The organism is Streptomyces sp. BE20 (assembly GCF_036322525.1).
Taxonomy (GTDB): Bacteria; Actinomycetota; Actinomycetes; order Streptomycetales; family Streptomycetaceae; genus Kitasatospora.
Genome location: NZ_JAQYWW010001223.1, coordinates 392,446 through 417,272 on the forward strand (window position 1 = coordinate 392,446; position 24,827 = coordinate 417,272).

Sequence of the window (24,827 nt, forward strand, 5' to 3'; positions counted from 1 at the left end):
CGGGTTCAGCTCTGGCCGCTCGAACTGCCGACGTAGGCCTGGTGCCTGGCGGTGAGCAGCAGGCTCTCCGCCAGTTCCGGGGAGTCGGCGACGTGGATCCACGGCGCCTGGGACGCGAACGACCCGAGGGCACCGAAGACCTCGACGGCCTCCCTCATCCGGACACCGGCCCACAGCGCGTGGGCGAGATGGCTCAGGTCGACGACCGGCCACTGGTCGGGCTGCTCCGTCGCGGTCCAGCTCTCGAACGCGGCCACGGCGCGGTCCCGGTGGGGTTCCCTCAGCCACTGGCGGCGCGCGATGTCCCGCCGCCGGTCGCTGCGGTACTGCTCGACGGACAGGTACAGCGGCAGCGCGAACAGCGGCGAGCCGTAGGGCGCGTTCGGCAGCACGAAGTTGACGAAGTCGGTCGCCGACCAGCGGCGCACGGTCAGCCAGTACCGCAGCATCCGGACGTGCGCCTCGCGGTTGAACGGATCGCGCCGGTTCGCCTCGAAGAACAGGCCCCAGGGGCCCGGCGGCAGCATCATGTCCGGTCCCGGATCGCGGTGTTCGGCCCTCCGCTGCTCGGGGTCCAGGGTGGCGAGGGTGAGCAGGCAGAGCCAGGGCACCGGGTCGGCGGGGTGCTCCTCCACCGCGCGCCAGCTCGACTGCCGCGCGTTCTGCTCCAGCTCGACGGCGTCCCGGCGTCCCGCGGCGTGGGCGGCGGCGGCCCGCTCCACCTCGACCCGGAGCCGCAGGATCGCGAGGTCGGGACTCCCCGGCTCCTCCTGGGCCCAGTGCTCCAGCGCGTCGGAACGGGGCGCGACCACACTCAGCACCTGGGTCCTCGCCGATCTCCGGCTCCAGTCGCGCCCGGTCGAGTCCAGCAGAGTCCGGGTGGACAGCCACCGTCCGACCCGCAGGTCGTCGACCGCGGCTCTCAACTCGGCATCCTGGCCGGCGGGGTGATACACGAGCCGCGCCGGCTCCCGGCCGGGCATCGCGTCCATCTGCCGTTCCTTCCTCAGGGCTCAATTCCGTACGCGGGCAGCCTCACCACCCCGGCCAGCCAGGGGAAACCGCTGCCGGGGAATGGGTCGGCACCGTGCACCTCGTTCTCGGCACGGGCCTGACGCGACGTCAGGATAGTCATGGAATACGCACGTTAGGTGACCGGACCGTGACAACGTTAGCGGCGAACCGGTCTCACACGATCCCCATTGATCCGATCCGTCACCGTGCGCCCCCGGACCCACGGACCGCCCCGGGCGCACCGGCCGACCCGCTGAGCTGTGGTTCTCGGAGAATCGTCCGGATGTCGCGAGGAGCCGCCCGGCGGCACGCAGGGGGCCCGGCAGCCCCGGACGGCCGTCGCGGCGGCGCGCAGAAAAAAGGTGGCGGGCGGACGGGCGGGCCCCGGTGGCCGCCCCGCCCGCCGGGGACAGGCCCACGCGATCGAGCCCACGCGATCGAGCCCGACGGCCCACGCGATCGGGCCCACGCGAACGGCCCCGGGCGCATCGCCCGGGGCCGTCGGCCGAGCCACCCGCGGTCCGGAGCCGGAGCCCGGCCGGGGTGACGTGCTGAGCCCCCTGTCGGATTCGAACCGACGACCTACGCTTTACAAGAGCGGTGCTCTGGCCAGCTGAGCTAAGGAGGCATGGTGACCGTCCGCGACGTGGTCACGGCGGCACCGGGGGCAGTCTACCGGGCGTGAACGGGCCGGTGGGGGGATATCCGGGGGTTGGGCGGGAGCCGCCCCCGGGGAGCGGACGTGATGGAACCGATGCCGAATTCCGATCGGCCGGGGGCTGACAATCGGCGGAAGCGCAGGTAGCGTCGCCGGAAGCCGGTGCGCGCTGTGGTTCAGACCACGGCCGATCGAGCCGGCGACAGCGATTCCCCCACCTTTACTCGGATCGTCCGGCACGTTCCTGCCGGTGAAGGAGAGCACAGCCATGGCTTCTGTGACGTACGACAAGGCGACCCGTGTCTACCCCGGGGCCGACAAGCCCTCGGTGGACGCCCTGGACCTGGACATCGCGGACGGCGAGTTCCTCGTCCTCGTCGGCCCCTCCGGCTGCGGCAAGTCGACCAGCCTCCGCATGCTGGCCGGCCTGGAGGACGTCAACAGCGGCGCGATCCGCATCGGCGACCGCGAGGTCACCCACCTGCCGCCGAAGGACCGGGACATCGCGATGGTGTTCCAGAACTACGCGCTGTACCCGCACATGACCGTCGCCGAGAACATGGGCTTCGCGCTCAAGATCGCCGGCGTCAACAAGTCGGAGATCCGCGCCAAGGTCGAGGAGGCCGGCAAGATCCTCGACCTCACCGCGCTGCTGGACCGGAAGCCGAAGGCGCTCTCCGGCGGTCAGCGCCAGCGTGTCGCGATGGGCCGCGCGATCGTCCGCGAGCCGCAGGTCTTCCTGATGGACGAGCCGCTGTCCAACCTGGACGCCAAGCTCCGCGTCTCGACCCGTACCCAGATCGCCGGCCTGCAGCGCCGCCTGGGCATCACCACGGTGTACGTGACCCACGACCAGACCGAGGCGCTCACCATGGGCGACCGGGTCGCGGTGCTCAAGGACGGCCTCCTGCAGCAGGTCGACACCCCGCGCAACATGTACGACCGGCCCGCCAACCTCTTCGTCGCCGGCTTCATCGGCTCGCCCGCGATGAACCTGGTCGAGGTGCCGCTGGTCGACGGCGGCGTGAAGTTCGGCGGCTCGGTCGTCAACATCTCCCGCGAGGACCTGTCCGGCGCCGGCACCGACAAGACCGTGACCGTCGGCATCCGCCCGGAGCACTTCGAGATCGTCCCCTCGGGCGGCATCGAGGGCGTCGCCGTCACCGTCAACGTGGTCGAGGAGCTCGGCTCGGACGGCTTCGTGTACGGCACCACCCAGATCGGCGGCGCGGACAAGGACCTGGTGGTCCGCGTGCACGGCCGCCAGATCCCGGCCCGCGGCGAGACCATCCACGTCGTGCCGATCGCCAACGAGACCCACGTGTTCTCCACCAGCAGCGGCGCCCGCCTCTCCAACTGAGCGGCCCCGACCGGCTCCGGCCGGCCGTGGCGCGCAGCACCCCGTCGGAGCCCCGTCGGACCGTCACCGGTCCGGCGGGGCTCCGCCGCGTTCGGCCACCCCAACGGGTGATGACGTCAACACGGTGCAGGGACGAACCCGGACATCCTGTCACCCGATGGTGTAACGGAGGGCGATGCGACGCCCACCCACCGCTACGCTCCTGAGCGTGAAGCAGCTAGTTCGCCGAATCGGCCAGACCGTCGCCCTCGCCCTGCCCGTCGTCCTGGTGACCACCGGCACCCTCGCCGTGACCAGGGTGCCGTGGGCACCGCCGACCGCGCTGGACCAGCAGGTCGTGGCGGCGTCCAGCGGGGACGGCGCCGGGATCGGCCGGACGGCGACCGCCGGCAGGGCCCCCGACGGGCTCGCCCCCCAGGACGCGCTGCGCGTCGTGCTCCTGGACGAGCTGCGGGCGCACAACCCGGGCAGCGCGTTGGACCTGCTGGAGCGCTCCATGCGCGAGCAGCCCGCGCTGACGCCGTACTGCACCTCGCTCGCCACCGAGCTGGGCAAGGCCGCGGTGCGCAAGTACCAGGGCGACGTCCAGCGCGCCCGGTCCTTCGCCCGCCCGGTCTGTGACGGCGCCTTCGCCTCCGGCGCCTCCGCCTGACCCGCGGCGACACCCGGCCCGGTGTCGCCGACCGGCGGGTGGCCGGGGTGTCGTCGGCCCGAGCGGCCCCGGTGACGGGCGCCACCGACCCGGGTGGTGCCCCGGCCGACCGCGACCGTCACCGGTCCGCGCGATGCCGGCCCGCGGACCCGGTACCGCGCCTATTGTTCAGCCATGAGCGCTGACTCCGGCCCCGCCGCCGCCCAACCGGCCCACCAGCCCCCGCCCGGCCCGGTACCCGTGACCCAGGCCGTCATCCTGGCCGGTGGCCAGGGCTCGCGGCTGCGGCCCTACACGGACGACCGCCCCAAGCCGCTGGTCGAGATCCCCGGCACGGGCACGCCGATCCTCGGCCACCAGCTGGCCTGGCTCGCCTCCGAGGGCGTCACCGACGCGGTCGTCTCCTGCGGCCACCTCGCGGACGTGCTGGAGGAGTGGCTCGACAAGGCCGACCTGCCGATGAAGGTCCGCACGGTGGTCGAGGCCGAGCCGCTCGGCCGAGGCGGCGGGCTCAAGTACGCCGCCGCGGCCCTGCCCCGCCCCGACGAACCCTGGTACGCCACCAACGGCGACATCTGGACCCGGTTCAGCCTGCGCGACATGGCCGCGTTCCACCACGAGCGCGACGCCGTCGCGACCCTCGCGCTGGCCCGCCCGCGGATCCCGTGGGGCGCGGTCGAGACCGACCAGTTCGGCAACGTCCTCGACTTCATCGAGGCCCCGCCCTCGCCGTTCCTCATCAACGCCGGGCTCTACGTGTTCAGCCCGGAGTTCGCCGAACTGCTGCCGGACGTCGGCGACCACGAGCGGACCACCTTCCCCCAGCTGGCCCGCAGCAAGCGGCTGGCCGGCTACCAGCTGCCGCAGGGCGTCTACTGGCGGGCCATCGACACCGCCAAGGACCTCACCGAAGCCGCCAAGGAGCTGGCCGCCGGCGCCGGCCGCGCCCCGCAGTGATCCGCCCCCGCCCCGCCCCTCGGTCCGCCCCCTCGGTGATCCGTCCCCCTCGGTGATCCGTCTCCCTCGGCGGGCCTGATCCCCGCGGTGGCCTCCCGCAGCCGCCACGCCCGCCGGAGCCACCGCAGCAGCCCGCCGGGTCACCGGCCCACGACGACCGGCCGGGTGCTCCCCCACGGAGTACCCGGCCGGCCGTCGTCCCGGGCCGTCAGGTGGCCGTCGGAGCCCCCGGACGGGAGTTCCGCGCGCCGCCGCCGGCCAGCTCGGACAGCGGCCCGCTCCCGAGCACGCCGCCCAGCAGCCCCGAGCCCGAGCCGCTGCCCGTACCCGTGCCGGTCGGCGCGCCGCCGGTGCCGGCACCGCTGCTCGGGCTCGGCTTCGACGCCGTCCCCGAGCCGCCGCCCGAGGCCGGCGTACTGCGCGGCGCGGGCGCCGACCCGGCGGGGGCCGGGGCGGCGGGCGGCGCCGAGGCGGCCGGCGCGGCCGGGCTGGCCGCACCGCTCTCCGGCCTGGCCGACTTCGCCTTGCCGCTCGGCGTGGCCGTCGCCGCCTTGGGCGAGGTCGGGGCGCCGGACGGCGGGGCGGACGTCGCCGGGGCGGTCGGCGAGGCCGGCCGGGAGGCGGCGGGCGAGGGCGAGGTGGACGGGCCCTTCCCGCCGGGCGCGGCGGACGGCCCGCCGCTCGGCCAGACCGGGGTGCCGTAGTCGGTGGCCGGCCGGGACGGCGCCGGGTGCGGGCGGGCGCCGGTGCGGACCGCCGCGCCCAGCATCGAGCCGACCAGCAGGGTCAGTCCGACCACCACCGCGGTGACCACCGCACCGCGCCGCACCACCCGGCGGCGCAGCGCGGCCGGGGCGTCGGCACCGTACCGCCGCCAGGCCTCCAGGTTGAGCCGCCCGTCCAGCGAGCCGAACGGCGCGCCGGCGATCAGCAGCGGGCTCCACGCCGCCAGGAAGATCAGGTCGGGGGTGTCGTAGACCGGGACGGCCCGCCAGCTGACCGTGAACAGCAGTGCGGCGGAGAGGACCATCGCCGCACCGGCCGCGAGCCGCTGCCAGAGGCCGAGGACGGTCAGCACGCCGACCACGATCTCGGTGAAGGACACCACCAGGCCGGAGCCGACCGGGTGCGCCATGGCGAAGGCCAGCAGCGGATCGGCGACCTTCCAGGGGTGCAGCGAGGAGAGCCAGCGCATCATCGAGCCGCGCTCGCCGCCGTCGAAGTACACCGGGTCGCAGAGCTTGCTGAACCCGGCGTAGACGGAGAGCGCGCCGAGCACCGCGCGCAGGGGCAGCAGCACCAGACCGAGGTCGACCCGGCGGCCGGGGTACCAGGGCTGCCTGCCCTCCGCCCCGGCGGCGGAGACCTCCGGCAGCTCGCCGCTGGGCGTCCAGCCCTGGGGCGCGCCGACCGGCCCGACGCCGCCCTCGGTGGCCGTGCCGGCTCCCTCGCGCGGTTGGCGCGGGACCGTCCGGGAGCCGCCGTACGGCGGGATCAGCCGGGTGTCGTCGTCGGCCAGGGAGCCGCGCCCGCCGGCACCGGCCGGTGCCGGGACTCCGCCCAGCCGGACGGCCTCCAGCAACTGGGTGGCGGCGACGTCGCCCGGCCGCGCCTCGCCGGTCCAGGTGACCGGTGTGACGCGGCCCTTGCGGCGCGGCCCGCCGGCCCCGCCGGTGAGCGCCGAGACCGTGGAGGCGGGCACGACGACCTGCGGGGTGACCGGCGAACGGCGGATCAGTCCCTGGGTGGCGTAGGGGTCGCCGAACGCGGCGCCGGTGGACAGCAGTCCGGCCGGAGCCTCGATCAGTGGCGCCACCGGGGTGCCGAGATTGAGCCGGAAGCTCGCCTGGGTGCTGCTGAGGCGCGCCGGGTCGGACGGCACCTTGACGGTGGTGAGGCCGGGTTCGGCCTCTATCCCGGTGCTGCCGCCGCCCAGGAGGGGGCGCCGAGGTGTTCTGGTGTCCACACCCGTCTAACCGGGTGACGCCCGGTTAGGACACTCTCCCGGGTGGATATCGGGAGCCCCCTTGAAGTGATCATGAGAAAAGCGATCGGGCCCGGTCGGGCCCGATCGCTTTCACTCGTCTTGCGGACGGACGGCGGGGAATTCCGGAGAACCCCTTGCGCCGCTCGCCCCGCGTGTGCCTTCCGGTCAGCCGACCTTGGAGCGGAGCCGCGCCGCCTCGTACAGCACGACGCTCGCCGCGACACCGGCGTTCAGCGACTCGGTGAGCCCGGACATCGGGATCCGCACCAGCAGGTCGCAGGTCTCCGAGACCAGCCGGGACAGGCCCTTGCCCTCGCTGCCCGCGACGATCACGACGGGCCCGGTCAGCGCCTCCAGGTCCCCGATCTCGGCCTCGCCGTCGGCAGCCAGGCCGACCACCAGCAGGCCCGCCTTCTGGTAGCCCTCCAGCGTCCGGGTCAGGTTGGTGGCGCGGGCGACGGGCAGCCGCGCGGCCGCACCCGAGGAGGTCTTCCACGCACCGGCGGTCATACCGGCCGCCCGGCGCTCGGGGATGACCACGCCGTGCGCGCCGAAGGCGGCGGCGGAACGGACCACGGCGCCCAGGTTGCGGGAGTCGGTGACGCCGTCCAGCGCCACGATCAGCGCGTCCTGGGCGGCGTCCGCGGCCTCGGCCAGCAGGTCCTCCGGGTGCGCGTACTCGTACGGCGGGACCTGGAGGACCAGGCCCTGGTGGTTCAGGCCGCCGGTCATCTGGTCCAGCTGCGGGCGCGGGGCCTCCATCAGCGGGATGCCCCGGTCGTTGGCGGCCTGGAAGGCGTCGCGGACCCGGTCGTCGGTGTCGATGAACTGCATGACGTACAGCGCGGTCGCCGGCACGCCGCCCTGCAGCGCCTCGACCACCGAGTTGCGGCCGACCACCAGCTCCGCGGCACCGGCGCCGCCGCGACCGCCGCGACCGCCGCCACCGGCGCGGCGCATGCCGGCCCGGGCCTTGGCGTCCCGCTCGCGCTTGATCGCGGCGTTGGCGGCCCGCTGCTTGGGGTGACCCTTGCGTTCGGCGCCGGGCGGGGTCGGGCCCTTGCCCTGGAGCGCCTTCCGGCTGTGGCCGCCGGTACCGACGTTCGCGCCCTTCTTCGACCCGGGGTTGCGGCGGTTCCTGCGCTGGCTGTTGCCGGCCATGGCTGTACTTCCTGTCTGTCTGTCCGGCATGGCCGGCCCCCTCCGGCGGAAGCCGGTGGGGGCCGACGGCATGCGCTCCGTCATGCGGGAGGGCCGCACCGGTCAGGTACGGCCCCACCTCACCCCTCGGTCGCCCGGGGGTTACTGGTTGTTGATCGTCCAGCGCGGGCCGGACGGGGTGTCCTCGATGGCCAGTCCGGCCAGCCCGAGCTGGTCGCGGATGGCGTCCGCGGTGGCAAAGTCCTTGCGGGCCCGGGCCGCCTGCCGCTGCTCCAGGACCAGGTGGACCAGCGAGTCGACGACGCCGTGCAGGTCCTCGCCGCGCTCCGCCCCGGCCCAGTGCGGGTCGAGCGGGTCGAGTCCCAGTACACCGAGCATCGCACGGACCTCGGCCAATCGCGCCACCGCGTTCTCCTTGTCGTCCGCGGTGAGGGCGCTGTTGCCCTGGCGGACGGCGGTGTGCACGATGGCCAGCGCCTGGGGCACGCCCAGGTCGTCGTCCATCGCCTCGGCGAAGGCCGGCGGCACCTCGGGGGCGGCGTCGACCTTTCCGCAGCGCTCGACGGTCCGCTGGATGAAGCCCTCGATCCGGCCGAACCCGGCCTCGGCCTCGCGCAGCGACTCGTCGCTGTACTCGATCATCGAGCGGTAGTGCGGTGCGGCCAGGTAGTAGCGGAGCACGATCGGCCGCCAGCGCCGGACCATCTCGGAGACCAGCACCGAGTTGCCGAGCGACTTGCTCATCTTCTCGCCGCGCATGGTGACCCACGCGTTGTGCACCCAGAAGTTGGCGAAGTCGTCGCCGAACGCCTTGGACTGGGCGATCTCGTTCTCGTGGTGCGGGAAGATCAGGTCGAGCCCGCCGCCGTGGATGTCGAAGGCCGTGCCCAGGTACTTGTGGGCCATCGCGGAGCACTCCAGGTGCCACCCCGGGCGCCCGCGGCCCCACGGGGTCTCCCAGCTGGGTTCGCCGGGCTTGACCGACTTCCACATGGCGAAGTCGCGCTGGTCCCGCTTGCCGGTCTCGCCCTCGCCCTCGGGCTGCTGGAGGTTCTCCAGCTTCTGGTTGGAGAGCTCGAGGTAGCCCGGGAAGGACTTCACGTCGAAGTAGACGTTGCCCTCGGCCGCGTAGGCGTGCCCGCGCGCGATGAGTCCCCGCATCATCTCGATCATCTCGGGGACGTGCCCGGTGGCCCGTGGCTCGACGGTCGGCGGCAGGCAGCCCAGCGCGGAGTAACCGTCGTTGAAGGCCCGCTCGTTGGCGTAGGCGATCTGCCACCAGGGCGTGCCGAGCTCGCGCTCCTTGGCGATCACCTTGTCGTCGATGTCGGTGACGTTGCGGGCGAACGTCACCTGGTAGCCGCGGTAGGCGAACCACCGCTGCATGATGTCGAAGTTGAGACCGGACCGGATGTGCCCGATGTGTGGCGCCGACTGGACGGTAGCGCCGCACAGGTAGATCGAGACACAACCCGGTACAAGCGGGACGAAGTCGCGTACCTGGCGGGTGCTGGTGTCGTACAGGCGAATGCTCACAGCGTCAAGCGTAGTGGGCAGGAGGGGGTGCCCCGCGACATTCTGGAATGTCAATACCGCTGCAGAGCCGTTTCCGCTCTGTGACGTAGAGGAAGCGCCCCCTCCGTTCCCGGGAGGGTCAGATCGAACCGACCACCTTCCGCGGACTCAGCCGGACGACCACCCGAACGTCGTCCGGGCCGTCGTACGTGTACTTCTGCTCGCCGCGGTACTTCAGGCCGAGTTCGTCGATCAGCTCCCGGCCGCCCTCACGGGTCAGCGTGACCTCGCCGCGCACCTCCAGATAGGTGTACGGGTTCTCCGGCGGGTTGATCACCAACGAGACGCGCGGGTCCTTCACCAGGTTGAGGTGCTTGCGGCGCCCCTCGACGGTGGAGAACAGGATGTCGTCGCCGTCCCGCTTCACCCAGACCACGGAGGACTGCGGGCTGCCGTCCGGCTGGAGCGTGGAGATCACGGCGAAGCTCTTGCCGTCGATCAGAGTCTTGGCCTGGTCGGAGAGATGTGCGGCCATCGGGACCTCGTTCTTCTCGTCAAACGGCGGTGGACAGATCGCCCGGTGGGCGGGGCCGGGCCCGGCGGGGGCCCGCACCGAACGGTAGCGACTCGGTCCCCCGGCAACCCTCCTGAACACCCGTCACCCGTCGCTTATTCCCGAGCGGGTTCCCCCGATCCGGTGACGCCACCGCCCGATCCGCGACCGGCCCGGCCCTCGACAGGCTTCCGGAAGGACCGGCGGCGCACCACCGGAACGGGCGGTGGGAACGTCAACGGCGTTCGTACACCAGGGCGGTGGCGATCGCGGCCAGCCCCTCGGCCCGACCGGTGAGACCCAGTCCGTCGGTGGTCGTGCCGGACACCGACACCGGCGCGCCGACCGCCGCGGCGAGCGCGGCCTGAGCCTCCTCGCGACGCTTGCCGATCTTCGGCCGAATACCGATCACCTGGATCGCCACGTTGCCGATCTCGAAGCCGGCCGCGCGGACCAGCCGCGCCGCCTCGCCGAGCAGCGTCACCCCGGACGCCCCGGCCCACTCGGGCCGGTCGGTGCCGAAGTGCGCGCCCAGGTCGCCGATCCCGGCGGCGGAGAACAGCGCGTCGCACGCCGCGTGCGCGGCCACGTCGGCGTCCGAGTGCCCGGCCAGGCCGTACTCGGCGCCCGGCCACTCCAGGCCGGCGACCCGGAGCGGGCGGCCGGCCTCGAAGGCGTGCACATCGGTGCCGATGCCGACCCGGGGAATCACCGGGGCGGCGCCGGCGGTCGGCTCAGTAGCCATCGGAGGCCCTCCTGCGGGCGAGTACGGCCTCGGCGAGCACGAGGTCCAGCGGGCGGGTCACCTTGAACGCCTCCTCGTGACCGGGCACCACGACCACCCGGCCGCCGTACCGCTCCACCAGGCCGGCGTCGTCGGTGACCGGCGGCAGCGCGCCCCCGGCCTCCTCGGCCAGCGCCTTGGCGTGCACCTCGGCCAGCGTCTCCCGGCGGAACCCCTGCGGGGTCTGGACCGCGCGCAGGGTGGACCGGTCGGGCGTGTCGAGCACCGGCTCGGGTCCGCCCGGCGTGGGCTCGACCCGCTTGACGGTGTCGGCCAGCGGCACCGCCGGCACCACCGCCTCCGCCCCGGCCCGGACGGCGGCCGCGACCGCGTCGACGACCTCGACCGGCACGAGCGGCCGGGCCGCGTCATGCACCAGGACGATCCCGACCCCGGCGGGAATGGCGGCCAGGCCCAGCCGGACGGACTCCTGACGGGTCTCCCCGCCGGCCACGACCCGGATGTCCTTGCCCTCCAGCCCGTGGCTGTCGAGCAGGGCGACCACCTCGGCCACCCCGTCGGCGGGCGCCGCGACCACGACCAGGCCGACCGCGCGGCTGCGGGTCAGCGCCCGGACGGCGTGCACCAGGAGCGGCACGCCGCCCAGGTCACGCAGGGCTTTCGGGGCACCGGGCCCCAGTCGCTCGCCGCGTCCCGCGGCGGGCACCACTGCTGCTGCGACTGCTGCTGTGGCGTTCAGGTTTCACTCCTTCGGAGAAGTGGGTATGGCCATGGCGTGCACGACGGGCGAGGACCCCTTCCGAAGCACCACCGTCCTCCGCCCGCGGAATCAGCAGAAACGGTCATGCAGACCCGAGGCCGGCCGGGCCGCCCGGGTGCGGGGCGTCGTCCGGACACGCCTCAGCGCCCGAAGTGCCACTGCACCACCCACCGGCCATCGGTCCGGTGAGCGGCGCGCCGGCATCGGGCGCTGTGAGCGTTGTGGAGCGGACGGCCGCTACGAGGCGAGCACCTCGTCGAGCAGCGTCTCCGCCTTGTCCTCGTTGGTGTTCTCCGCCAGCGCGAGCTCGCTGACGAGGATCTGGCGCGCCTTGGCGAGCATGCGCTTCTCTCCGGCCGAGAGACCGCGCTCACGCTCACGACGCCAGAGGTCGCGCACAACCTCGGCGACCTTGATAACGTCACCCGAAGCGAGCTTCTCCAGGTTCGCCTTGTAGCGACGGGACCAGTTGGTCGGCTCTTCGGTGTACGGTGCGCGAAGCACCTCGAAGACCCGGTCCAGACCCTCCTGGCCGACTACGTCGCGCACGCCGACGAACTCCGCGTTCTCGGCGGGCACGCGAAGCGTCAGGTCTCCCTGCTGCACCTTCAGCACCAGGTAGGTCTTGTCCACACCTTTGATCTGGCGAATTTCGATGGCCTCGATCAGCGCAGCCCCGTGATGGGGGTAGACCACCGTGTCGCCAACCTTGAACGTCATGTGACAGGACCCCTTCCGTGGCTTTCCAGAATAACACGCTTTTCACCGCACCCGAAGGGCGTTTTCGCAGGTCAGGGCCGGTCTCGGGGCTTGACAAGCACCCCCATGACGTGCTGCGACCGGTGTTCGACGCGGGCTTCCCGCAGGTCGGAGGCGGTTCCGACGCTCACCGAAACCTGCCGCAACACTCTCGAAACCGTGATTGGATCTTGAGTTTTCACCGTTTATCGGGCCGTTTCCCGATCGTGATCCGATCTTGGTCCGTTGTTGACCTGAGCACGTGGACGTGCGGCCGTACGGACGCCCCTGAACCTTCCGGGGCGCGACACGGGGACCACCCCGTGAGGACGGCATAAGCGAGGTCGATAATCTGAGACCGGATCCACCGACCGAGACCTGACCTACCGACACGTGACCTAGGGAGAAGCCGCCGCCGTGAGCCGCAGCCTTCGACGCGGCAGCATCGCCGCCATCGCCGCCCTCGCCATCGCCTCGTTGTCCTCCTGCGCCGCCGGCAACACGCCGGAGACCCTGGAGATCAAGCCCGACAACGCGGCCGCGACCCTGGGCGCCGACATCCGGCTGAACAACATCGTCGTGGTCACGGGGGACGAGTCCTCCGGCGAGCACACCGGCCCCGCCAATGTGACGGTGAACATCAGCAACACCGGCGCCGAGGCCCTGGAGCTGCAGTCCATCACCGTCGGGAGCGGCGCCACCGCCACCTTCGCGGACGACAAGGGCGCCCCGCTGAGCACCATCGTCGTCCCGCCCGGCGGCGCGGTGCTGCTCGGCGGTCAGGGCAACCCGTCCGCCAAGGTGGCCTCGGCCAGCCTGAGCGTGGGCGGCTACGTGAACACCGCGTTCGCGTTCAAGAACCACGAGAAGCTCGAGACGGAGGCCTCGGTCAGCCCGAACAAGGGCCTGTACCAGGGCTTCGGCCCGACCTCCGCCCCCGGGGCCGTGCCGCCCAAGAAGGCCGCCACCCCGACCGCCCCCGCCTCGGGCAGCCCGTCCGCCGCCCACCACTGAGGCACGGCGCCCGGCCGTACCCGGGCAGGGCAAGGGGAACGCCCCTCCGGCGAGTGCCGGAGGGGCGTTCCCCTTGCCCTGCGGGCGACGGCGCGCACGCCCTCGTCCCGGAGTCCTCCGGGCCGGTTTACGGCTCGAACTTGTAGCCGAGCCCACGGACCGTGACCAGGTAGCGCGGCGCGCCCGGGTCCGGCTCGATCTTCGCCCGCAGACGCTTGACGTGGACGTCCAGCGTCTTGGTGTCGCCGACGTAGTCCGCGCCCCAGACCCGGTCGATCAGCTGCATCCGGGTGAGCACCCGGCCGGCGTTGCGGAGCAGCATCTCCAGCAGGTCGAACTCCTTGAGCGGGAGGTCGACCTTGGCGCCGTCCACCGTCACCACGTGCCGGTCGACGTCCATCCGGACCGGACCGGCCTCCAGCGCGCCGGGGCCGCCGCCGTCGCCCGGGCCCTCGCTCTCGCCGCGGCGCCGCAGCACCGCGCGGATCCGGGCGACCAGCTCACGGGTGGAGTAGGGCTTGGTGACGTAGTCGTCCGCACCTATCTCCAGACCGACGACCTTGTCGATCTCGCTGTCCTTGGCGGTGACCATGATCACCGGCACGTTCGAGCGCACCCGGAGCTGGCGGCAGACCTCGGTACCGGGCAGCCCCGGCAGCATCAGATCGAGCAGGACGAGGTCGGCACCGTTCCGTTCGAACTGCTCCAGCGCGTCGGGGCCGGTGGCGGCGATGGCCACCTCGAAGCCCTCCTTGCGAAGCATGTACGACAGGGCGTCGCTGAACGACTCCTCGTCCTCTACCACCAGTACTCGGGTCACGATCAGGCCTCCGGGGCAAGCTGGGGGGTTGTTTCTGACAGGGGTTCCGCGGGCTTCCCCGTGTGGGGAAACTGGTCCACGGGGGCCTGCCCGGCGGGCAGGCGGAGGGTGAAAGTGGAGCCCTGGCCCTCGACGCTCCACACCGAGACCGTGCCGCCGTGCGAGGCGGCCACGTGCTTGACGATGGAGAGACCGAGGCCGGTGCCACCGGTCTGCCGGGAGCGCGCGGGGTCGACCCGGTAGAACCGTTCGAAGACCCGCTCGCGGTCCTTCTCGGAGATGCCGATGCCCTGGTCGGTCACCGAGATCTCGATCAGTTCGCCGTCGGCCTCGCCGAGCGCCGCCGCACTGGAGATCCGGCGGGTGGCGATCGCGACCCTGGTCCGCGGCGGACTGTAGTTGACGGCGTTCTCGACCAGGTTGCCGAGCGCGGCGGCGAGCTGGCCGCGGTTGCCGTGCAGGTAGAGGCCCGCGATGCCGCCCGCCGCGATCAGGATCTGCTTGGCGGCGGCCTGCTGGCGGCAGCGGTCGATCGCCTCGGCGATCAGCTCGTCCACCGCGACCGGTTCCGGGTCGACCATCAGCCGGTCGTCCTGGACCCGGGACAGGTCGATGATCTCCTGGACCAGGCTGGCCAGCCTGGTGGCCTCGATCTGCATCCGGCCGGCGAAGCGCTGCACCGCCTCGGGGTCGTCGGACGCGTCCGCGACCGCCTCGGAGAGCAGCGAGAGAGCGCCGACCGGGGTCTTGAGCTCGTGGCTGACGTTGGCGACGAAGTCGCGGCGGACGGCCTCCACCCGGCGGCGGTCGGTCTGGTCCTCGACCAGTACCAGGACCAGCCGGGAGCCCAGCGGGGCGACCCGGACCGAGACCGCGAGCGGCTCGGCGGCGCGGGCGGCGCCCGGGCGGGGCAGCTCCATCTCGGCCTGGCGGATCTCGCCGTCCCGGCGGGTGGCACGGGCCAGCGCGAGCAGCTGGTCCACCGCGACCGCACCGCCGCGCACCAGCCCCATGGCGTACGCCGCCGAGCTGGCCTTGACCACCTCGTCGCCCTCGCCCAGCACGATCGCGCAGGACCGCAGCACGGAGAGGACGGTGTCGACCCCCGGGGGGAGCGGGGGTTCCTGCGCGGGACTGGGCCCCTGATTCCGGTTGGTGCCGCCGTACCTGCCCCTGGCCTGCTCGCGCTCGCTCCAACGGAAAGCGATCGAGGCCGTGAGGCCGACGCCGAGCCCGGCTATGGCGCAGGCAGCGGCGGCGGCCACGTTCACGTCCATACCGCCAGCCTAAGCGCACGGTGCGGCCACTCCCCCAGGGTCGGATCAAGGGATCGGCCGCACGTTGCCGAGAATTCACCTTCAGGTAGCTGCCGGTTCACCGTCCGGGTCGTGCGTGGTCGCCCGGACGGCCGAGAGTTGGCCGGGCAGCCCGTGTGGGGAAGGTGGCGGAGTAGAACAACCGTCCGCCACCCGAGGTGCGCGCGTACGATTCGCGCCACCAGCAGCGGTCACCCGTGCGCCGTACGGCGGTCGTACCGGATGACCGGTCGGCACCGCCACCGACACAGCTACTGAGGAGAGATCATGCGCGACGCGTACCACGAGGAACTCGACTCGATCGGCGACAGCCTGGTCGAGATGGCACGGCTGGTCGGCTCGGCCCTCGGGCGGGCCACCACCGCGCTCCTCGACGCGGACCTGGCCCTGGCGGAGAGCGTGATCGCCGCCGACGAGAAGGTCAACGACCTGCACCACGAGCTGGAGAACCGGGCGATCGACCTGCTCGCCCGCCAGCAGCCCGTCGCCACCGACCTGCGGATCGTCGTCACCTCCCTGCGGATGAGCGCCGACCTGGAGCGCTGCGGCGACCTCGCCCGCCACGTCGCCAAGGTCGCGCGGCTGCGCTACCCGGAGTCGGCGGTCCCGAGCGACCTGCACGCGACGGTCCTGGAGATGGGCCAGCTCGCCCAGCGGCTGGTGGCCAAGGCCGGCCTGGTGATCGCCACCAAGAACGTCGACAAGGCGCTGGAGCTGGAGCAGGACGACGACGCGATCGACGCGCTGCATCGCGAACTGTTCGCGCACCTGATCGACGAGCGCTGGCACCACGGGATCGAGACCGCCGTGGACGTCACCCTGGTCGGCCGCTACTACGAGCGGTTCGCCGACCACGCGGTCTCGGTGGCCAAGCGCGTCGTCTACCTGGTGACCGGTGAGCACGTGGACGAGTTCGTCGCCGCCTCGGAGGCGGCCGCCGGGGCCGAGTGACCCCGGTCGCGGGCGTCCCGCGCCGGGCAGCCCTCACCCCTGCGGGTGAGTAAACCCGGAGCGGGGGTGGTGGGGAAGCACGAATGCGTGGACTCCCCACCACTGCGCGCCCGTTGACGCTCCCTCCGGTCGGCGGCTTCACTCGATTCCGTAGGCACAGAAGTGTGCCCGTCAGAAGGAGGGGCCAGCGCGATGAAGGCAAACCCGACCCGACCGGCACCGGCACCCGACACCATCGAGTCACCCGCACCGAGGCTGTTGCCCGTCCTCGCGGCCGGGTGCGGCTGCAGCGCGGGCTGTGGTTGCGGCTGCCAGTCCGGCGGCCCCTGCCAGTGCGGCGGGGTCGACGGCGGCTGCTGCGGTCACTGAACCGCACCGACCACCGAGGAGCTCCGGGGTGCACGGCTGCCGTGGGAGACGGCCGTGCACCCCGGCTTCCTCACCACCGGGGCGCCGGCGGGACCTGACGGCCGTCCGGGGCGGTCCGCGCCCCCGGACGGTCAGAACTTGACGTCGGTGCAGGAGTAGAAGGCGTTGCCGGTGTCCGCGATCTCCCAGACCGAGACGACCACGTGGTGGCCGGTCCGGCCACTCGGCAGGGTCGCGGTGTGGCTGACCGTGCCGGGCACCTGGGCGCCGTTGTACGGGACGGTCAGGAACGGCGTCAGTTCCAGGTTGGCCCGGGTGACCTTCTGCGTGGCGTCGTAGCCGGCCTTGGTCAGGTAGTACTTGAAGTTGGTCGTCGCGTGCCGGGCGGTGAACTTCCAGGTGAAGGTCCGCTGCTGCCCCGCCGACACGGCCGTGGTCGGCCAGCCGCCGCCGCGCGGGTCGTCCAGCTCGGCGAACCGGCTGTTGCCGCCGGCACAGATGGCGCCGTCGGCCGGGCCTCTGCTCGGGAACCCCTTCGTCCCCTCGACGCTCTGCGGCTCCCACTGGATCGCGCCGCAGTTCTTGACCGTGCCGGCCCCGCAGAGCGCGGCGCGGCTGGGCGGGGTGGTGATGTAGCCGTGCGACTGCGCCGGCAGCGCGACCGCGACCGGCACCGCGAGCGCGGCGATCACGGCTCCGACGATATGACGTGTGCGCATGGTGCTCCTCCGTGGGGGTGGATGGAGAGTGCGCCGGACGCAGACGCGCGCGCGTGGGGGTGCGGCGGCCTACGGGGTGAGCCCTTGGCATGCCTGCGCCGGGGCGGTGCTCACACGGTAGGAGCAGCCACCCGGGCCGTCAATGGTCTGAACCACTTTCGCAGCACTCAACAACCCTGCACCCCAAGGGAGTTGAAAGCCACTGGCACCGATCCACCGGCGGACCGTACGCCAGAGGGCCCCGCCCCCCGATCCCGGGAAACAGGGCCCTCGCAGCCCTTCACGGGCCACCGGAGACGCTGCGAGCCTACTTCTTGCCCTGGGTTTGGCCTGTCGATCTTCCGGGCCTGATCAAGAGCCTCCGGCCTGGGGTTGAGCCGTCGACAGTTGTCGTCGTTGGCCACCCTTGGTCGACGCCGGACGGCCCACAGTCGGCCCAGGGTGCGAGCCCCGGGCCACCCCTACCTCGATGCCGCACCGGTCGTCGAACCCGCCCGAAGCCAATGCCTTAATCAACGGCAATCACCGCCGTAAACGTCTTAACACACGCTCTCAACCGGTATGCTGATTGATGTTCAGCTCCAACGGTCTCGCACGCCTCGGCGAGCGGCCGAGGACCTCGCATTGCGAGGCATTTCAACCCGAGGAGCTGGGCGAACATGGGAAAGCGGCGGTCGCCTGCCACGAAGCAGAAGCAGCAGACTCAGCCCCCTTGGGGGCAGATCATCATTGCGGCGCTCACGGCGGTGACGGCTATCGCGAGCTGCGTAGAGCAGCTGGTGCGCTGAACTAGCGCTCCCCCATGGTCGAGAGCAGAACCGGACGAGCGTCAGGGCTAGCGCGAGCAAGCCCGGCCGCTGTCTAGTCGGCCGGACTCACTCGATCTCTCTACACAGGAGCCCGGGTCTGGTAGCCGCCAGGTCCGGGCGTTCTGTTGTAGAAGCTAGTGAAGCAATCGATCGTTGTGTCCAGACTTCAATCAGGAAGCTTGAACCGACTTGCTTCGTTGCTCGCTGGCAAGATCTTGTTGATTGCTCGCAAGCAACAAGAGAACTGTATCAACTAACCCACATGAAACGTGCTCTCTTAGTTCCTCGTAGTTCCTCGTAGTTCCTCGTAGTTCCTCGTAGTTCCTCGTAGTTCCTCGTTGCTTCTGGCTGATGCCAACATCATCTCCTCGAAGGATCACCGCTCGGAGAACCTCCTTACAGCACGCGCGAGGACCAGCCAGGTTGGCTTACGGCAGCTGGCAGAACGCCACAGCAGCGTCGTCACTGACCTTGTATCACGGCCATCGCAGTCCATCAGGGTCACTGGCCTCAGCCTTTCGCACGGCCGAGATCAGCCCGTCCGCGCCAGCTTCCCGGAGCGTCGCAAAGGCGTCCGCCCACGATGCAGCGCGGTACTCGGTGACGAGTCGCGAGGCACCGTCGGACAGGACCGCCGCCGCCCGAACGGGGGCCAGCGGCGCCAGCGGCACCGTGTCCGTCAGTGCGTGGCGTGCCGCTTCGCCGCTGGAGGTAGCCACCCAGTAGCCGTCCACGGTGTTCCGGGTGAGCCTCTGGGTCTCGACCATCCTCCGAACGGCCTCTGCGTGCTCCGGCGTGCCCGTGGCGAAGCGTTCCGTCTCGGCGCGGAGTTCCAGCACCACGGTATCCACCCGCAGGTCGGTGACCACCTGGTAGTCATCGGCCCGCTCGAAGACGATCGGCGAGTCGGCAAGAACCAGGTAGTCGAAGCTGTCGACTCCGGCCCGCAGGATCGAGACCGTTGCCGATGGCGTCCCTGGGTTGCGAAGGTCGTATCCTGGGTGGAGCGCCGCCACTTGGTCCAACGCCTGGGCGAGCCCGTCAGCGAGCAGTCGGCCGGGGTCGGCCACCGCGGCGATGAGGTGCCCGTCGAGCTGGGCGACGTACCACGGGACCCCGTGTCGGCAGCCGGTGTCCAATCCGGCCGGACGGGTCATCTTCTCCAACGTCCGCGCCGTGCTGAGCGCAGCCGTGGACGACGGTCACCTGCCCAGGAACCCGTGCGCGGCGCAGACGGTCAAGCCGCCGGTCGTCGGGTCGAAGCGGGTCGTCCCGTGGCTGCCGGACCGGGTGTTCGCCGTCCGGGCCGGGATGACCGAGCGGTACCGGGCGACGGTCGACGTGGGCGCCGGCTGCGGGCTGCGGCAGGGCGAGATCCTGGGGCTGGCCGTGGAGGCGCTGGACTTCGAGGCGGGCACGATGCACGTCACCCAGCAGCTGAAGCTCAGCCTTAGCAAGCCGGTGTTCGCCCCGCCGAAAGGCGGGACGCTGCGGAGCGTTCCGCTCCCCGGGCCGGTGGCGGATGTGCTGCGGGCCCACATCGAGCGCTTCCCGCCGGTTGAGATCACCCTGCCGTGGATGAATACGGGCGGGCCGCCGATCACCAGGCGGCTGGTCTTCACTAGCCTCTCGGACTCGATCGTCTGGCGCGGCGTACTCAACGAGGACCACTGGAAGCCCGCGCTGGCCACCGCCGGGGTGATCCCGCCCCGGGGCCGGGGTGAGTCCTACGCCGCCGCCCGGGAGCACGGGATGCACGCGCTGCGGCACTTCTACGCCTCGGTGCTGCTGGACGCCGGGGAGAGCATCAAGGTCGTCAGCGAGTACCTGGGGCACGCCGATCCGGGGCTGACGCTGCGGGTGTACGCGCACCTGCTGCCGGACAGCCGGGACCGGGCCCGGAAGGCGATCGAAGGGGTCTTCGGGGTTCAAGACCACGAAGGCTGACGGCCCACAGACGGCCCGGGAATGACAACGGCCCCTCACCAGCGCCGAACGCGCAGGTGAGGGGCCGTATCGCCAGGTGGGTTACTTCTTGCCCTGGTTCTTGACCGCCTCGATGGCGGCCGCGGCGGCGTCCGCGTCGAGGTAGCGGCCGCCCTTGACGGTCGGCTTGAAGTCGGCGTCGAGCTCGTAGACGAGCGGGATGCCGGTCGGGATGTTGAGGCCGGCGATGTCCTCGTCGGAGATGCCGTCGAGGTGCTTGACCAGCGCACGCAGGCTGTTGCCGTGGGCGGTGACCAGGACGGTCTTGCCGGCGGCGAGGTCCGGGACGATGGCGTCGTACCAGTACGGGAGCATCCGGTCGACGACGTCCTTGAGGCACTCGGTGCGCGGACGCAGCTCGCTCGGGATGTCGGCGTAGCGGGCGTCACCGGCCTGCGAGTACTCGGCACCGTCGGCCAGGACCGGCGGCGGGGTGTCGTACGAGCGGCGCCAGAGCTGGAACTGCTCCTCGCCGAACTCGGCCAGGGTCTGGGCCTTGTCCTTGCCCTGAAGGGCGCCGTAGTGCCGCTCGTTCAGGCGCCAGCTGCGGCTGACCGGGATCCAGTGGCGGTCGGCCTTGTCCAGGGCGATCTGGGAGGTGCGGATCGCGCGGCGCAGCAGCGAGGTGTGCAGCACGTCCGGGAGGTAGCCCTCGGCGGAGAGGAGCTCGCCGCCGCGGGCGGCCTCCTTCTCACCCTTCTCGTTGAGGTCGACGTCGACCCAACCGGTGAACAGGTTCTTCTGGTTCCACTGGCTCTCGCCGTGACGGAGCAGGATAAGTCGGTACGTCGTGTCAGCCATGGCCTCCAGCTTAGTGGAGCCCGGAAAAGCCCCTGGTCGCGGCCTCACCTGATGAGTAATTTGTGCACTGCAGTTGTGACACTTACCGATGTGCTGAGCGGTCCTGCCCGTCCTGCTCAGCGGACGCCGCCTGCCCGGGAGCCCCCACATGCCCCACCTGTCCGTCCCGACCCGCGTCGCAAGAGCCGTGACCGAGGCGCTGAGCGGGCTGCCCCGCCAGTTCTGGTGGCTCTGGACGTCCACGCTCATCAACAAGCTGGGCGCCTTCGTCGTCACCTTCCTGGCCCTCTACCTGACGACCGAACGGGGCTACTCGGCGTCGTACGCGGGCCTGGTCGCCTCGCTCTTCGGGCTCGGCTCGGCGATCGCGTCGATCGGCGCAGGGGTGCTGACCGACCGGATAGGCCGGCGGCCGACGCTCGTCGCGGCGCAGCTCGGCACCGCGCTGTTCACCGCGGTGCTCGGCTTCGCCGACGGCCAGGTGGCCATCGCGGTGGTCGCCTTCCTGGTCGGCCTCTGCAACAACGCGACCCGGCCCGCCACCTCCGCGATCATCGCGGACATCGTGCCCGCCGAGGACCGGGTCCGCGCCTACGCCCTGAACTACTGGGCGATCAACATCGGCTTCGGCCTCTCGGCGGCGGCGGCCGGTCTGATCGCCACGCACGGCTACCTCACGCTCTTCGTGCTGGACGCGATCTCCACGCTGATCTGCGCGGTGGTCATCTTCGTCCGGATCCCCGAGACCCGGCCGGACACGCCCGCCGCGCAGGCGGGCAAGCCCGCGATCGGCCTCGGCACGGTGTTCCGGGACGGCCGCTTCATGGCGGTGGTCGGGCTCAACCTGCTGCTCGCCCTGGTCGCCCAGCAGGGCTCGACCATGCTCGCCGTGGACATGGGACGGGCCGGCATCACCGCCACCCAGTACGGCCTGGTGATCGGCCTCAACGGGCTGCTCATCGTGGTGCTCCAGATCCCGCTCACCCGGTGGATGGAGGGCCGCGACCGGACCGCCCTGCTGATCGCCAGTGCGCTGTTCATCGGCTGGGGGTTCGGGCTGACCGCGCTGGCCGGGTCCTCGGCGTGGTTCTACGCCTTCACCGTGGCGGTCTGGACGATCGGCGAGATCCTGAACGCGCCGACCATGATGGGGCTGGTCGCCGAGCTCTCGCCGGCCGAGGCCCGCGGGCGCTACCAGGGCGTCTACTCGCTCTCCTGGTCGCTCGCCTCGTTCCTCGCGCCGGCGGTCGGCGGCGTGCTGCTGGAGCGGGCCGGCAGCGGGGCGCTGTGGGGTGCCTGCGCGGCCTGCGGGACGGTCGCGGCGGCCGGGTACGTGCTGCTCGGACGGCGGACGGGCGCGGCGCCGGCGGCTCCGGCGGTGACCGTTCCGGTGGTGACGGCGACCCCGGCCGCGGTGACCGGGGCCGGCACCGAGCCCGAGGTGGTGGCGTCCGGGCGTGCGGCGTCCGGGGCGCTCCGGAAGGCGGACGCCGCACCGGAGCAGGCTCCGACGGGCTGCTGAGCCGGGCCGCTACCCGGCGGCGGGTCCGCCGCCGGGAGCCGGCTCCGCGGCCGGACCGTCAGGAGCCGGACCCTCGGGGGCCGGACCGGCGAGGTGGGCGAAGGCCGCCAGGTTGCGCGTGGACTCCCCCCGCTTGGTGCGCCACTCCCACTCCCGACGGATCGCGGTCGCGAAGCCCAGCTCCAGCAGCGTGTTGAACGGCTCGTCGGCGTTCTCCAGCACCGTGCCGAGCAGCCGGTCCACCGTGTCCGGGGTCAGCGCCTCCAGCGGCAGCCGGCCGGCCAGGTAGACGTCGCCCAGCGCGTCGACCGCGTAGGCGACGCCGTACAGGCGGGTGTTCCGCTCCAGCAGCCAGCGGTAGACCGCCTCGTGGTTCTCGTCGGGGCGCCGGACCACGAAGGCGTTCACCGAGAGGGTGTGGTCGCCGACCCGCAGGGCGCAGGTGGTGCTGAGCTTCCGGTTGCCCGGAAGGGTCGCCACCAGCGTGTGGGGATCGGTGGGGGCCGGCTCCCAGGCCACCCCGGCCTCGTCCAGGGCGGCGCGCAGGAGGGTCAGGGCCTCGTCCTTGGTGCGGATTGCCATGAGGGTGACGTTACTCGGCGGTACGGCCGGGCGCAGCAGCACGCCGGCCGGAGTTCCCCGCCGTGCCGCGACCGGACGCGGGCGGCAGGGGCGGGCAGCCCGGGTGGCACCCGGGGCGCGTGGGCCTCCGCAGCCGGCGCCTCCCGCGGTAGCCGGTGCCCGCGGACCGGCCGGTCGCCGACGCCCTCAGGCCAGCCGCAGCCGGGAGCCCGTGAGCCGCCCGGCCGGGCGGGCCAGGCTGCCGGCGTACACCTCGGCGGTGGTCGCCGCGGCGCTGTCCCAGCCGAACCCGGCCGCGTGCCGGGCCGCCGCGTCCCCCTGCCGGGCCACCAGGCCCGGGTCGGTGACGTACGGCTCCAGCGCGTGCGACCAGGCCCGCGGGTCGTGGCCGTGGACCAGGGTGCCCGTCACGCCGTCCCGCACCGCGACCGGCAGACCGCCCACCGAGGCCGCCACCACCGGCGTGCCACAGGCCTGCGCCTCCAGCGCGACCAGCCCGAACGACTCGCTGTACGAGGGCATCACCAGCGCGGTCGCCGCCCGGTACCACTCGGCGAGCAGTTCCTGTCCCACCGGCGGGTGGAAACGCACCACGTCGCAGATGCCCAGCTGGGCGGCGAGCTTGTGCAGGCTCTCCGGCTTGGCCAGCCCGGTGCCGGACGGGCCGCCGACCACCGGCACCACCAGCCGCTCGCGCAGCTCCGGCCGCCGCTCCAGCAGCGCCGCCACGGCGCGCAGCAGCACGTCGGGCGCCTTCAGCGGTTGGATCCGGCCGGCGAAGAGCAGCACGGCGGCGTCCGCCGGCAGACCGAGCCGGGCCCGGGCCGCCCGCCGGGCGACCACGCCGTCCAGCGCGTCCGACGTGCCGGGGGCGCCCACCGCGTTCGGACCGACCGCCCGGCCCGGGCGGAAGACGTCCAGGTTGACGCCGGGGTGGACCACGGCCAGCTGGTCCGGCCGGGCCGCGTAGAACCGGGCCAGCTCGGCGGCCTCCTCCGTGGTGTTGGCGATCAGCCGGTCGGCCGCCTCCACCACCTGGGTCTCGCCGATCACCCGGGCCGCCGGCTCGGGGGTGTCCCCCTCGGCCAGCGCGGCGTTCTTCACCTTGGCCATGGTGTGCATGGTGTGCACCAGCGGCACGCCCCAGCGCTGGGCGGCCAGCCAGCCGACCTGCCCGGAGAGCCAGTAGTGCGAGTGCACGAGGTCGTAGTGACCGGGGCGGTGTCCGGCCTCGGTGCGGAGCACGCCGTGGGTGAAGGCGCAGAGCTGGGCCGGCAGGTCCTCCTTCACCAGCCCCTCGTACGGACCGGCCGTGACGTGCCGGACCAGCACCCCGGGGGCCAGCTCGACGGTCGGCGCGTCGTCCGAGCAGATCGACCGGGTGAAGACCTCGACCTCGATGTTGAGCTCGGCGAGACGCTTGGCCAGCTCCACGATGTAGACGTTCATGCCGCCCGCGTCACCGGTGCCGGGCTGGTGCAGCGGCGACGTGTGGACGCTGAGCATGGCTATCCGGCGCGGCCGACGCTGCCGGCCCTGGACGAGCGACTGGAGCCGGCCGCGCGCGGGCGGGGCCGGCTGGGCACGGCGAACCGAACGGACGGGGTGCTGGATCACCTGGCTGAAGCCTCCTCTGTGCTGCCCGTCTCTGCAGCCTGCTTGCCTGCTTGCTGGCCGGCGTGTGTGCTTCCGCGCACGCCGCACCGCCGCGACACCTGCTGCGGCGCGGCTGCGTGCCGGCCCCGTCCGGACACACATCACCACCAGTGTGCCAACCACGTGGTCACCGACCGGCATTCCCGTCTCGCTGCACGAGATGGCCGACGGGACGACGGGCG

General features: G+C 72.3%; 22 protein-coding genes, 1 tRNA gene and 1 pseudogene. 7 read left to right on the top strand and 17 right to left on the bottom strand.

The window, feature by feature from the left end; translation table 11 throughout:
• Positions 1-5: 5 nt before the first annotated feature.
• The 3 genes from PUR61_RS44115 to PUR61_RS44125 form a co-directional block, all read right to left on the bottom strand.
• Positions 6-992, bottom strand: coding sequence for a hypothetical protein (locus PUR61_RS44115; RefSeq protein WP_329885592.1), 987 nt, complete (start codon positions 990-992; stop codon positions 6-8).
• A gap of 14 nt (positions 993-1,006) precedes the next feature.
• Complete coding sequence (locus PUR61_RS44120) at positions 1,007-1,135, bottom strand: hypothetical protein (RefSeq protein ID WP_329885593.1); 129 nt, start codon at positions 1,133-1,135, stop codon at positions 1,007-1,009.
• Positions 1,136-1,568: 433 nt separating this feature from the next.
• A tRNA-Thr gene (locus tag PUR61_RS44125) sits at positions 1,569-1,642 on the bottom strand.
• A gap of 298 nt (positions 1,643-1,940) precedes the next feature.
• Between PUR61_RS44125 and PUR61_RS44130 the strand changes: the two genes are divergently transcribed.
• The 3 genes from PUR61_RS44130 to PUR61_RS44140 all read left to right on the top strand — a co-directional run bounded on the left by PUR61_RS44130 (position 1,941) and on the right by PUR61_RS44140 (position 4,641).
• Positions 1,941-3,032, top strand: coding sequence for an ABC transporter ATP-binding protein (locus PUR61_RS44130; RefSeq protein ID WP_329885594.1), 1,092 nt, complete (start codon positions 1,941-1,943; stop codon positions 3,030-3,032).
• Between the two features lie 208 nt (positions 3,033-3,240).
• Entirely contained in the window at positions 3,241-3,684 is a 444-nt protein-coding gene (locus tag PUR61_RS44135; protein ID WP_329885595.1) for a hypothetical protein, read from the top strand.
• A gap of 174 nt (positions 3,685-3,858) precedes the next feature.
• Entirely contained in the window at positions 3,859-4,641 is a 783-nt protein-coding gene (locus tag PUR61_RS44140) for a nucleotidyltransferase family protein (RefSeq protein ID WP_329885596.1), read from the top strand.
• 208 nt (positions 4,642-4,849) lie between these two features.
• Here PUR61_RS44140 and PUR61_RS44145 read toward each other — a convergent pair whose 3' ends face one another.
• From PUR61_RS44145 to PUR61_RS44175, 7 genes are all read right to left on the bottom strand, one after another.
• Positions 4,850-6,607 (bottom strand): DoxX family membrane protein, encoded by a 1,758-nt coding sequence (locus PUR61_RS44145; protein WP_329885597.1) that lies wholly within the window; start codon positions 6,605-6,607, stop codon positions 4,850-4,852.
• A 186-nt stretch (positions 6,608-6,793) separates the two neighbouring features.
• Positions 6,794-7,789 (bottom strand): 23S rRNA (guanosine(2251)-2'-O)-methyltransferase RlmB, encoded by a 996-nt coding sequence (gene rlmB, locus PUR61_RS44150; RefSeq protein WP_329885598.1) that lies wholly within the window; start codon positions 7,787-7,789, stop codon positions 6,794-6,796.
• A 141-nt stretch (positions 7,790-7,930) separates the two neighbouring features.
• Positions 7,931-9,325, bottom strand: coding sequence for a cysteine--tRNA ligase (cysS, locus tag PUR61_RS44155; RefSeq protein WP_329885599.1), 1,395 nt, complete (start codon positions 9,323-9,325; stop codon positions 7,931-7,933).
• Positions 9,326-9,443: 118 nt separating this feature from the next.
• Entirely contained in the window at positions 9,444-9,839 is a 396-nt protein-coding gene (locus PUR61_RS44160) for a PPOX class F420-dependent oxidoreductase (RefSeq protein ID WP_329885600.1), read from the bottom strand.
• A gap of 253 nt (positions 9,840-10,092) precedes the next feature.
• A complete protein-coding gene (gene ispF / locus PUR61_RS44165) occupies positions 10,093-10,602 on the bottom strand; it encodes a 2-C-methyl-D-erythritol 2,4-cyclodiphosphate synthase (protein ID WP_329885601.1) in 510 nt (169 codons plus the stop codon).
• A complete protein-coding gene (ispD, locus tag PUR61_RS44170; protein ID WP_329885749.1) occupies positions 10,592-11,341 on the bottom strand; it encodes a 2-C-methyl-D-erythritol 4-phosphate cytidylyltransferase in 750 nt (249 codons plus the stop codon). Before ispD ends, ispF begins: the two co-directional genes overlap by 11 nt.
• 258 nt (positions 11,342-11,599) lie before the next feature.
• Positions 11,600-12,082 carry a CarD family transcriptional regulator gene (locus tag PUR61_RS44175; protein WP_030244332.1) on the bottom strand — a complete coding sequence of 161 codons (483 nt, stop codon included), beginning with the start codon at positions 12,080-12,082 and terminating at the stop codon, positions 11,600-11,602.
• A 435-nt stretch (positions 12,083-12,517) separates the two neighbouring features.
• Here PUR61_RS44175 and PUR61_RS44180 point away from each other — a divergent pair, with 435 nt between their 5' ends.
• Positions 12,518-13,114 carry a DUF461 domain-containing protein gene (locus tag PUR61_RS44180; protein WP_329885602.1) on the top strand — a complete coding sequence of 199 codons (597 nt, stop codon included), beginning with the start codon at positions 12,518-12,520 and terminating at the stop codon, positions 13,112-13,114.
• A gap of 127 nt (positions 13,115-13,241) precedes the next feature.
• Here PUR61_RS44180 and PUR61_RS44185 read toward each other — a convergent pair whose 3' ends face one another.
• Together PUR61_RS44185 and PUR61_RS44190 are read right to left on the bottom strand one after the other, a co-directional pair.
• Positions 13,242-13,934 carry a response regulator transcription factor gene (locus tag PUR61_RS44185; RefSeq protein ID WP_327678296.1) on the bottom strand — a complete coding sequence of 231 codons (693 nt, stop codon included), beginning with the start codon at positions 13,932-13,934 and terminating at the stop codon, positions 13,242-13,244.
• Between the two features lie 2 nt (positions 13,935-13,936).
• Entirely contained in the window at positions 13,937-15,211 is a 1,275-nt protein-coding gene (locus tag PUR61_RS44190) for a sensor histidine kinase (protein WP_329885603.1), read from the bottom strand.
• Positions 15,212-15,517: 306 nt separating this feature from the next.
• On the opposite strand from PUR61_RS44190, the gene phoU reads away from it, so the two are divergent.
• Complete coding sequence (phoU, locus tag PUR61_RS44195; protein WP_329885604.1) at positions 15,518-16,201, top strand: phosphate signaling complex protein PhoU; 684 nt, start codon at positions 15,518-15,520, stop codon at positions 16,199-16,201.
• 500 nt (positions 16,202-16,701) lie between these two features.
• Here phoU and PUR61_RS44200 read toward each other — a convergent pair whose 3' ends face one another.
• Positions 16,702-17,289 (bottom strand): lytic polysaccharide monooxygenase auxiliary activity family 9 protein, encoded by a 588-nt coding sequence (locus tag PUR61_RS44200; protein WP_329885605.1) that lies wholly within the window; start codon positions 17,287-17,289, stop codon positions 16,702-16,704.
• Between the two features lie 1,285 nt (positions 17,290-18,574).
• Complete coding sequence (locus PUR61_RS44205; protein ID WP_329885750.1) at positions 18,575-19,255, bottom strand: hypothetical protein; 681 nt, start codon at positions 19,253-19,255, stop codon at positions 18,575-18,577.
• On the opposite strand from PUR61_RS44205, the pseudogene PUR61_RS44210 reads away from it, so the two are divergent.
• Positions 19,248-20,045: pseudogene (locus tag PUR61_RS44210) on the top strand (tyrosine-type recombinase/integrase); the annotation flags it as partial. The gene PUR61_RS44205 and the pseudogene PUR61_RS44210 overlap by 8 nt on opposite strands.
• A gap of 81 nt (positions 20,046-20,126) precedes the next feature.
• Here the strand turns inward: PUR61_RS44210 and PUR61_RS44215 are convergent.
• Entirely contained in the window at positions 20,127-20,885 is a 759-nt protein-coding gene (locus PUR61_RS44215) for a phosphoglyceromutase (RefSeq protein WP_329885606.1), read from the bottom strand.
• 148 nt (positions 20,886-21,033) lie between these two features.
• Between PUR61_RS44215 and PUR61_RS44220 the strand changes: the two genes are divergently transcribed.
• Complete coding sequence (locus PUR61_RS44220) at positions 21,034-22,407, top strand: MDR family MFS transporter (protein ID WP_329885607.1); 1,374 nt, start codon at positions 21,034-21,036, stop codon at positions 22,405-22,407.
• 9 nt (positions 22,408-22,416) lie between these two features.
• Here PUR61_RS44220 and PUR61_RS44225 read toward each other — a convergent pair whose 3' ends face one another.
• Complete coding sequence (locus PUR61_RS44225) at positions 22,417-22,989, bottom strand: YbjN domain-containing protein (protein ID WP_329885608.1); 573 nt, start codon at positions 22,987-22,989, stop codon at positions 22,417-22,419.
• Positions 22,990-23,175: 186 nt separating this feature from the next.
• Complete coding sequence (locus tag PUR61_RS44230; protein ID WP_329885609.1) at positions 23,176-24,606, bottom strand: glycosyltransferase; 1,431 nt, start codon at positions 24,604-24,606, stop codon at positions 23,176-23,178.
• Between the last annotated feature and the right edge of the window lie 221 nt (positions 24,607-24,827).

What these genes read in the sequence shown, in the direction of transcription:
- PUR61_RS44115 (WP_329885592.1), bottom strand. Translation starts at nt 992, where the DNA reads ATGGACGCGATGCCCGGCCGGGAGCCGGCGCGGCTCGTGTATCACCCC.
- PUR61_RS44120 (WP_329885593.1), bottom strand. Translation starts at nt 1,135, where the DNA reads ATGACTATCCTGACGTCGCGTCAGGCCCGTGCCGAGAACGAGGTGCAC.
- PUR61_RS44130 (WP_329885594.1), top strand. Translation starts at nt 1,941, where the DNA reads ATGGCTTCTGTGACGTACGACAAGGCGACCCGTGTCTACCCCGGGGCC.
- PUR61_RS44140 (WP_329885596.1), top strand. Translation starts at nt 3,859, where the DNA reads ATGAGCGCTGACTCCGGCCCCGCCGCCGCCCAACCGGCCCACCAGCCC.
- rlmB (WP_329885598.1), bottom strand. Translation starts at nt 7,789, where the DNA reads ATGGCCGGCAACAGCCAGCGCAGGAACCGCCGCAACCCCGGGTCGAAG.
- PUR61_RS44160 (WP_329885600.1), bottom strand. Translation starts at nt 9,839, where the DNA reads ATGGCCGCACATCTCTCCGACCAGGCCAAGACTCTGATCGACGGCAAG.
- ispF (WP_329885601.1), bottom strand. Translation starts at nt 10,602, where the DNA reads ATGGCTACTGAGCCGACCGCCGGCGCCGCCCCGGTGATTCCCCGGGTC.
- PUR61_RS44175 (WP_030244332.1), bottom strand. Translation starts at nt 12,082, where the DNA reads ATGACGTTCAAGGTTGGCGACACGGTGGTCTACCCCCATCACGGGGCT.
- PUR61_RS44190 (WP_329885603.1), bottom strand. Translation starts at nt 15,211, where the DNA reads ATGGACGTGAACGTGGCCGCCGCCGCTGCCTGCGCCATAGCCGGGCTC.
- phoU (WP_329885604.1), top strand. Translation starts at nt 15,518, where the DNA reads ATGCGCGACGCGTACCACGAGGAACTCGACTCGATCGGCGACAGCCTG.
- PUR61_RS44200 (WP_329885605.1), bottom strand. Translation starts at nt 17,289, where the DNA reads ATGCGCACACGTCATATCGTCGGAGCCGTGATCGCCGCGCTCGCGGTG.
- PUR61_RS44205 (WP_329885750.1), bottom strand. Translation starts at nt 19,255, where the DNA reads ATGACCCGTCCGGCCGGATTGGACACCGGCTGCCGACACGGGGTCCCG.
- PUR61_RS44215 (WP_329885606.1), bottom strand. Translation starts at nt 20,885, where the DNA reads ATGGCTGACACGACGTACCGACTTATCCTGCTCCGTCACGGCGAGAGC.
- PUR61_RS44220 (WP_329885607.1), top strand. Translation starts at nt 21,034, where the DNA reads ATGCCCCACCTGTCCGTCCCGACCCGCGTCGCAAGAGCCGTGACCGAG.
- PUR61_RS44225 (WP_329885608.1), bottom strand. Translation starts at nt 22,989, where the DNA reads ATGGCAATCCGCACCAAGGACGAGGCCCTGACCCTCCTGCGCGCCGCC.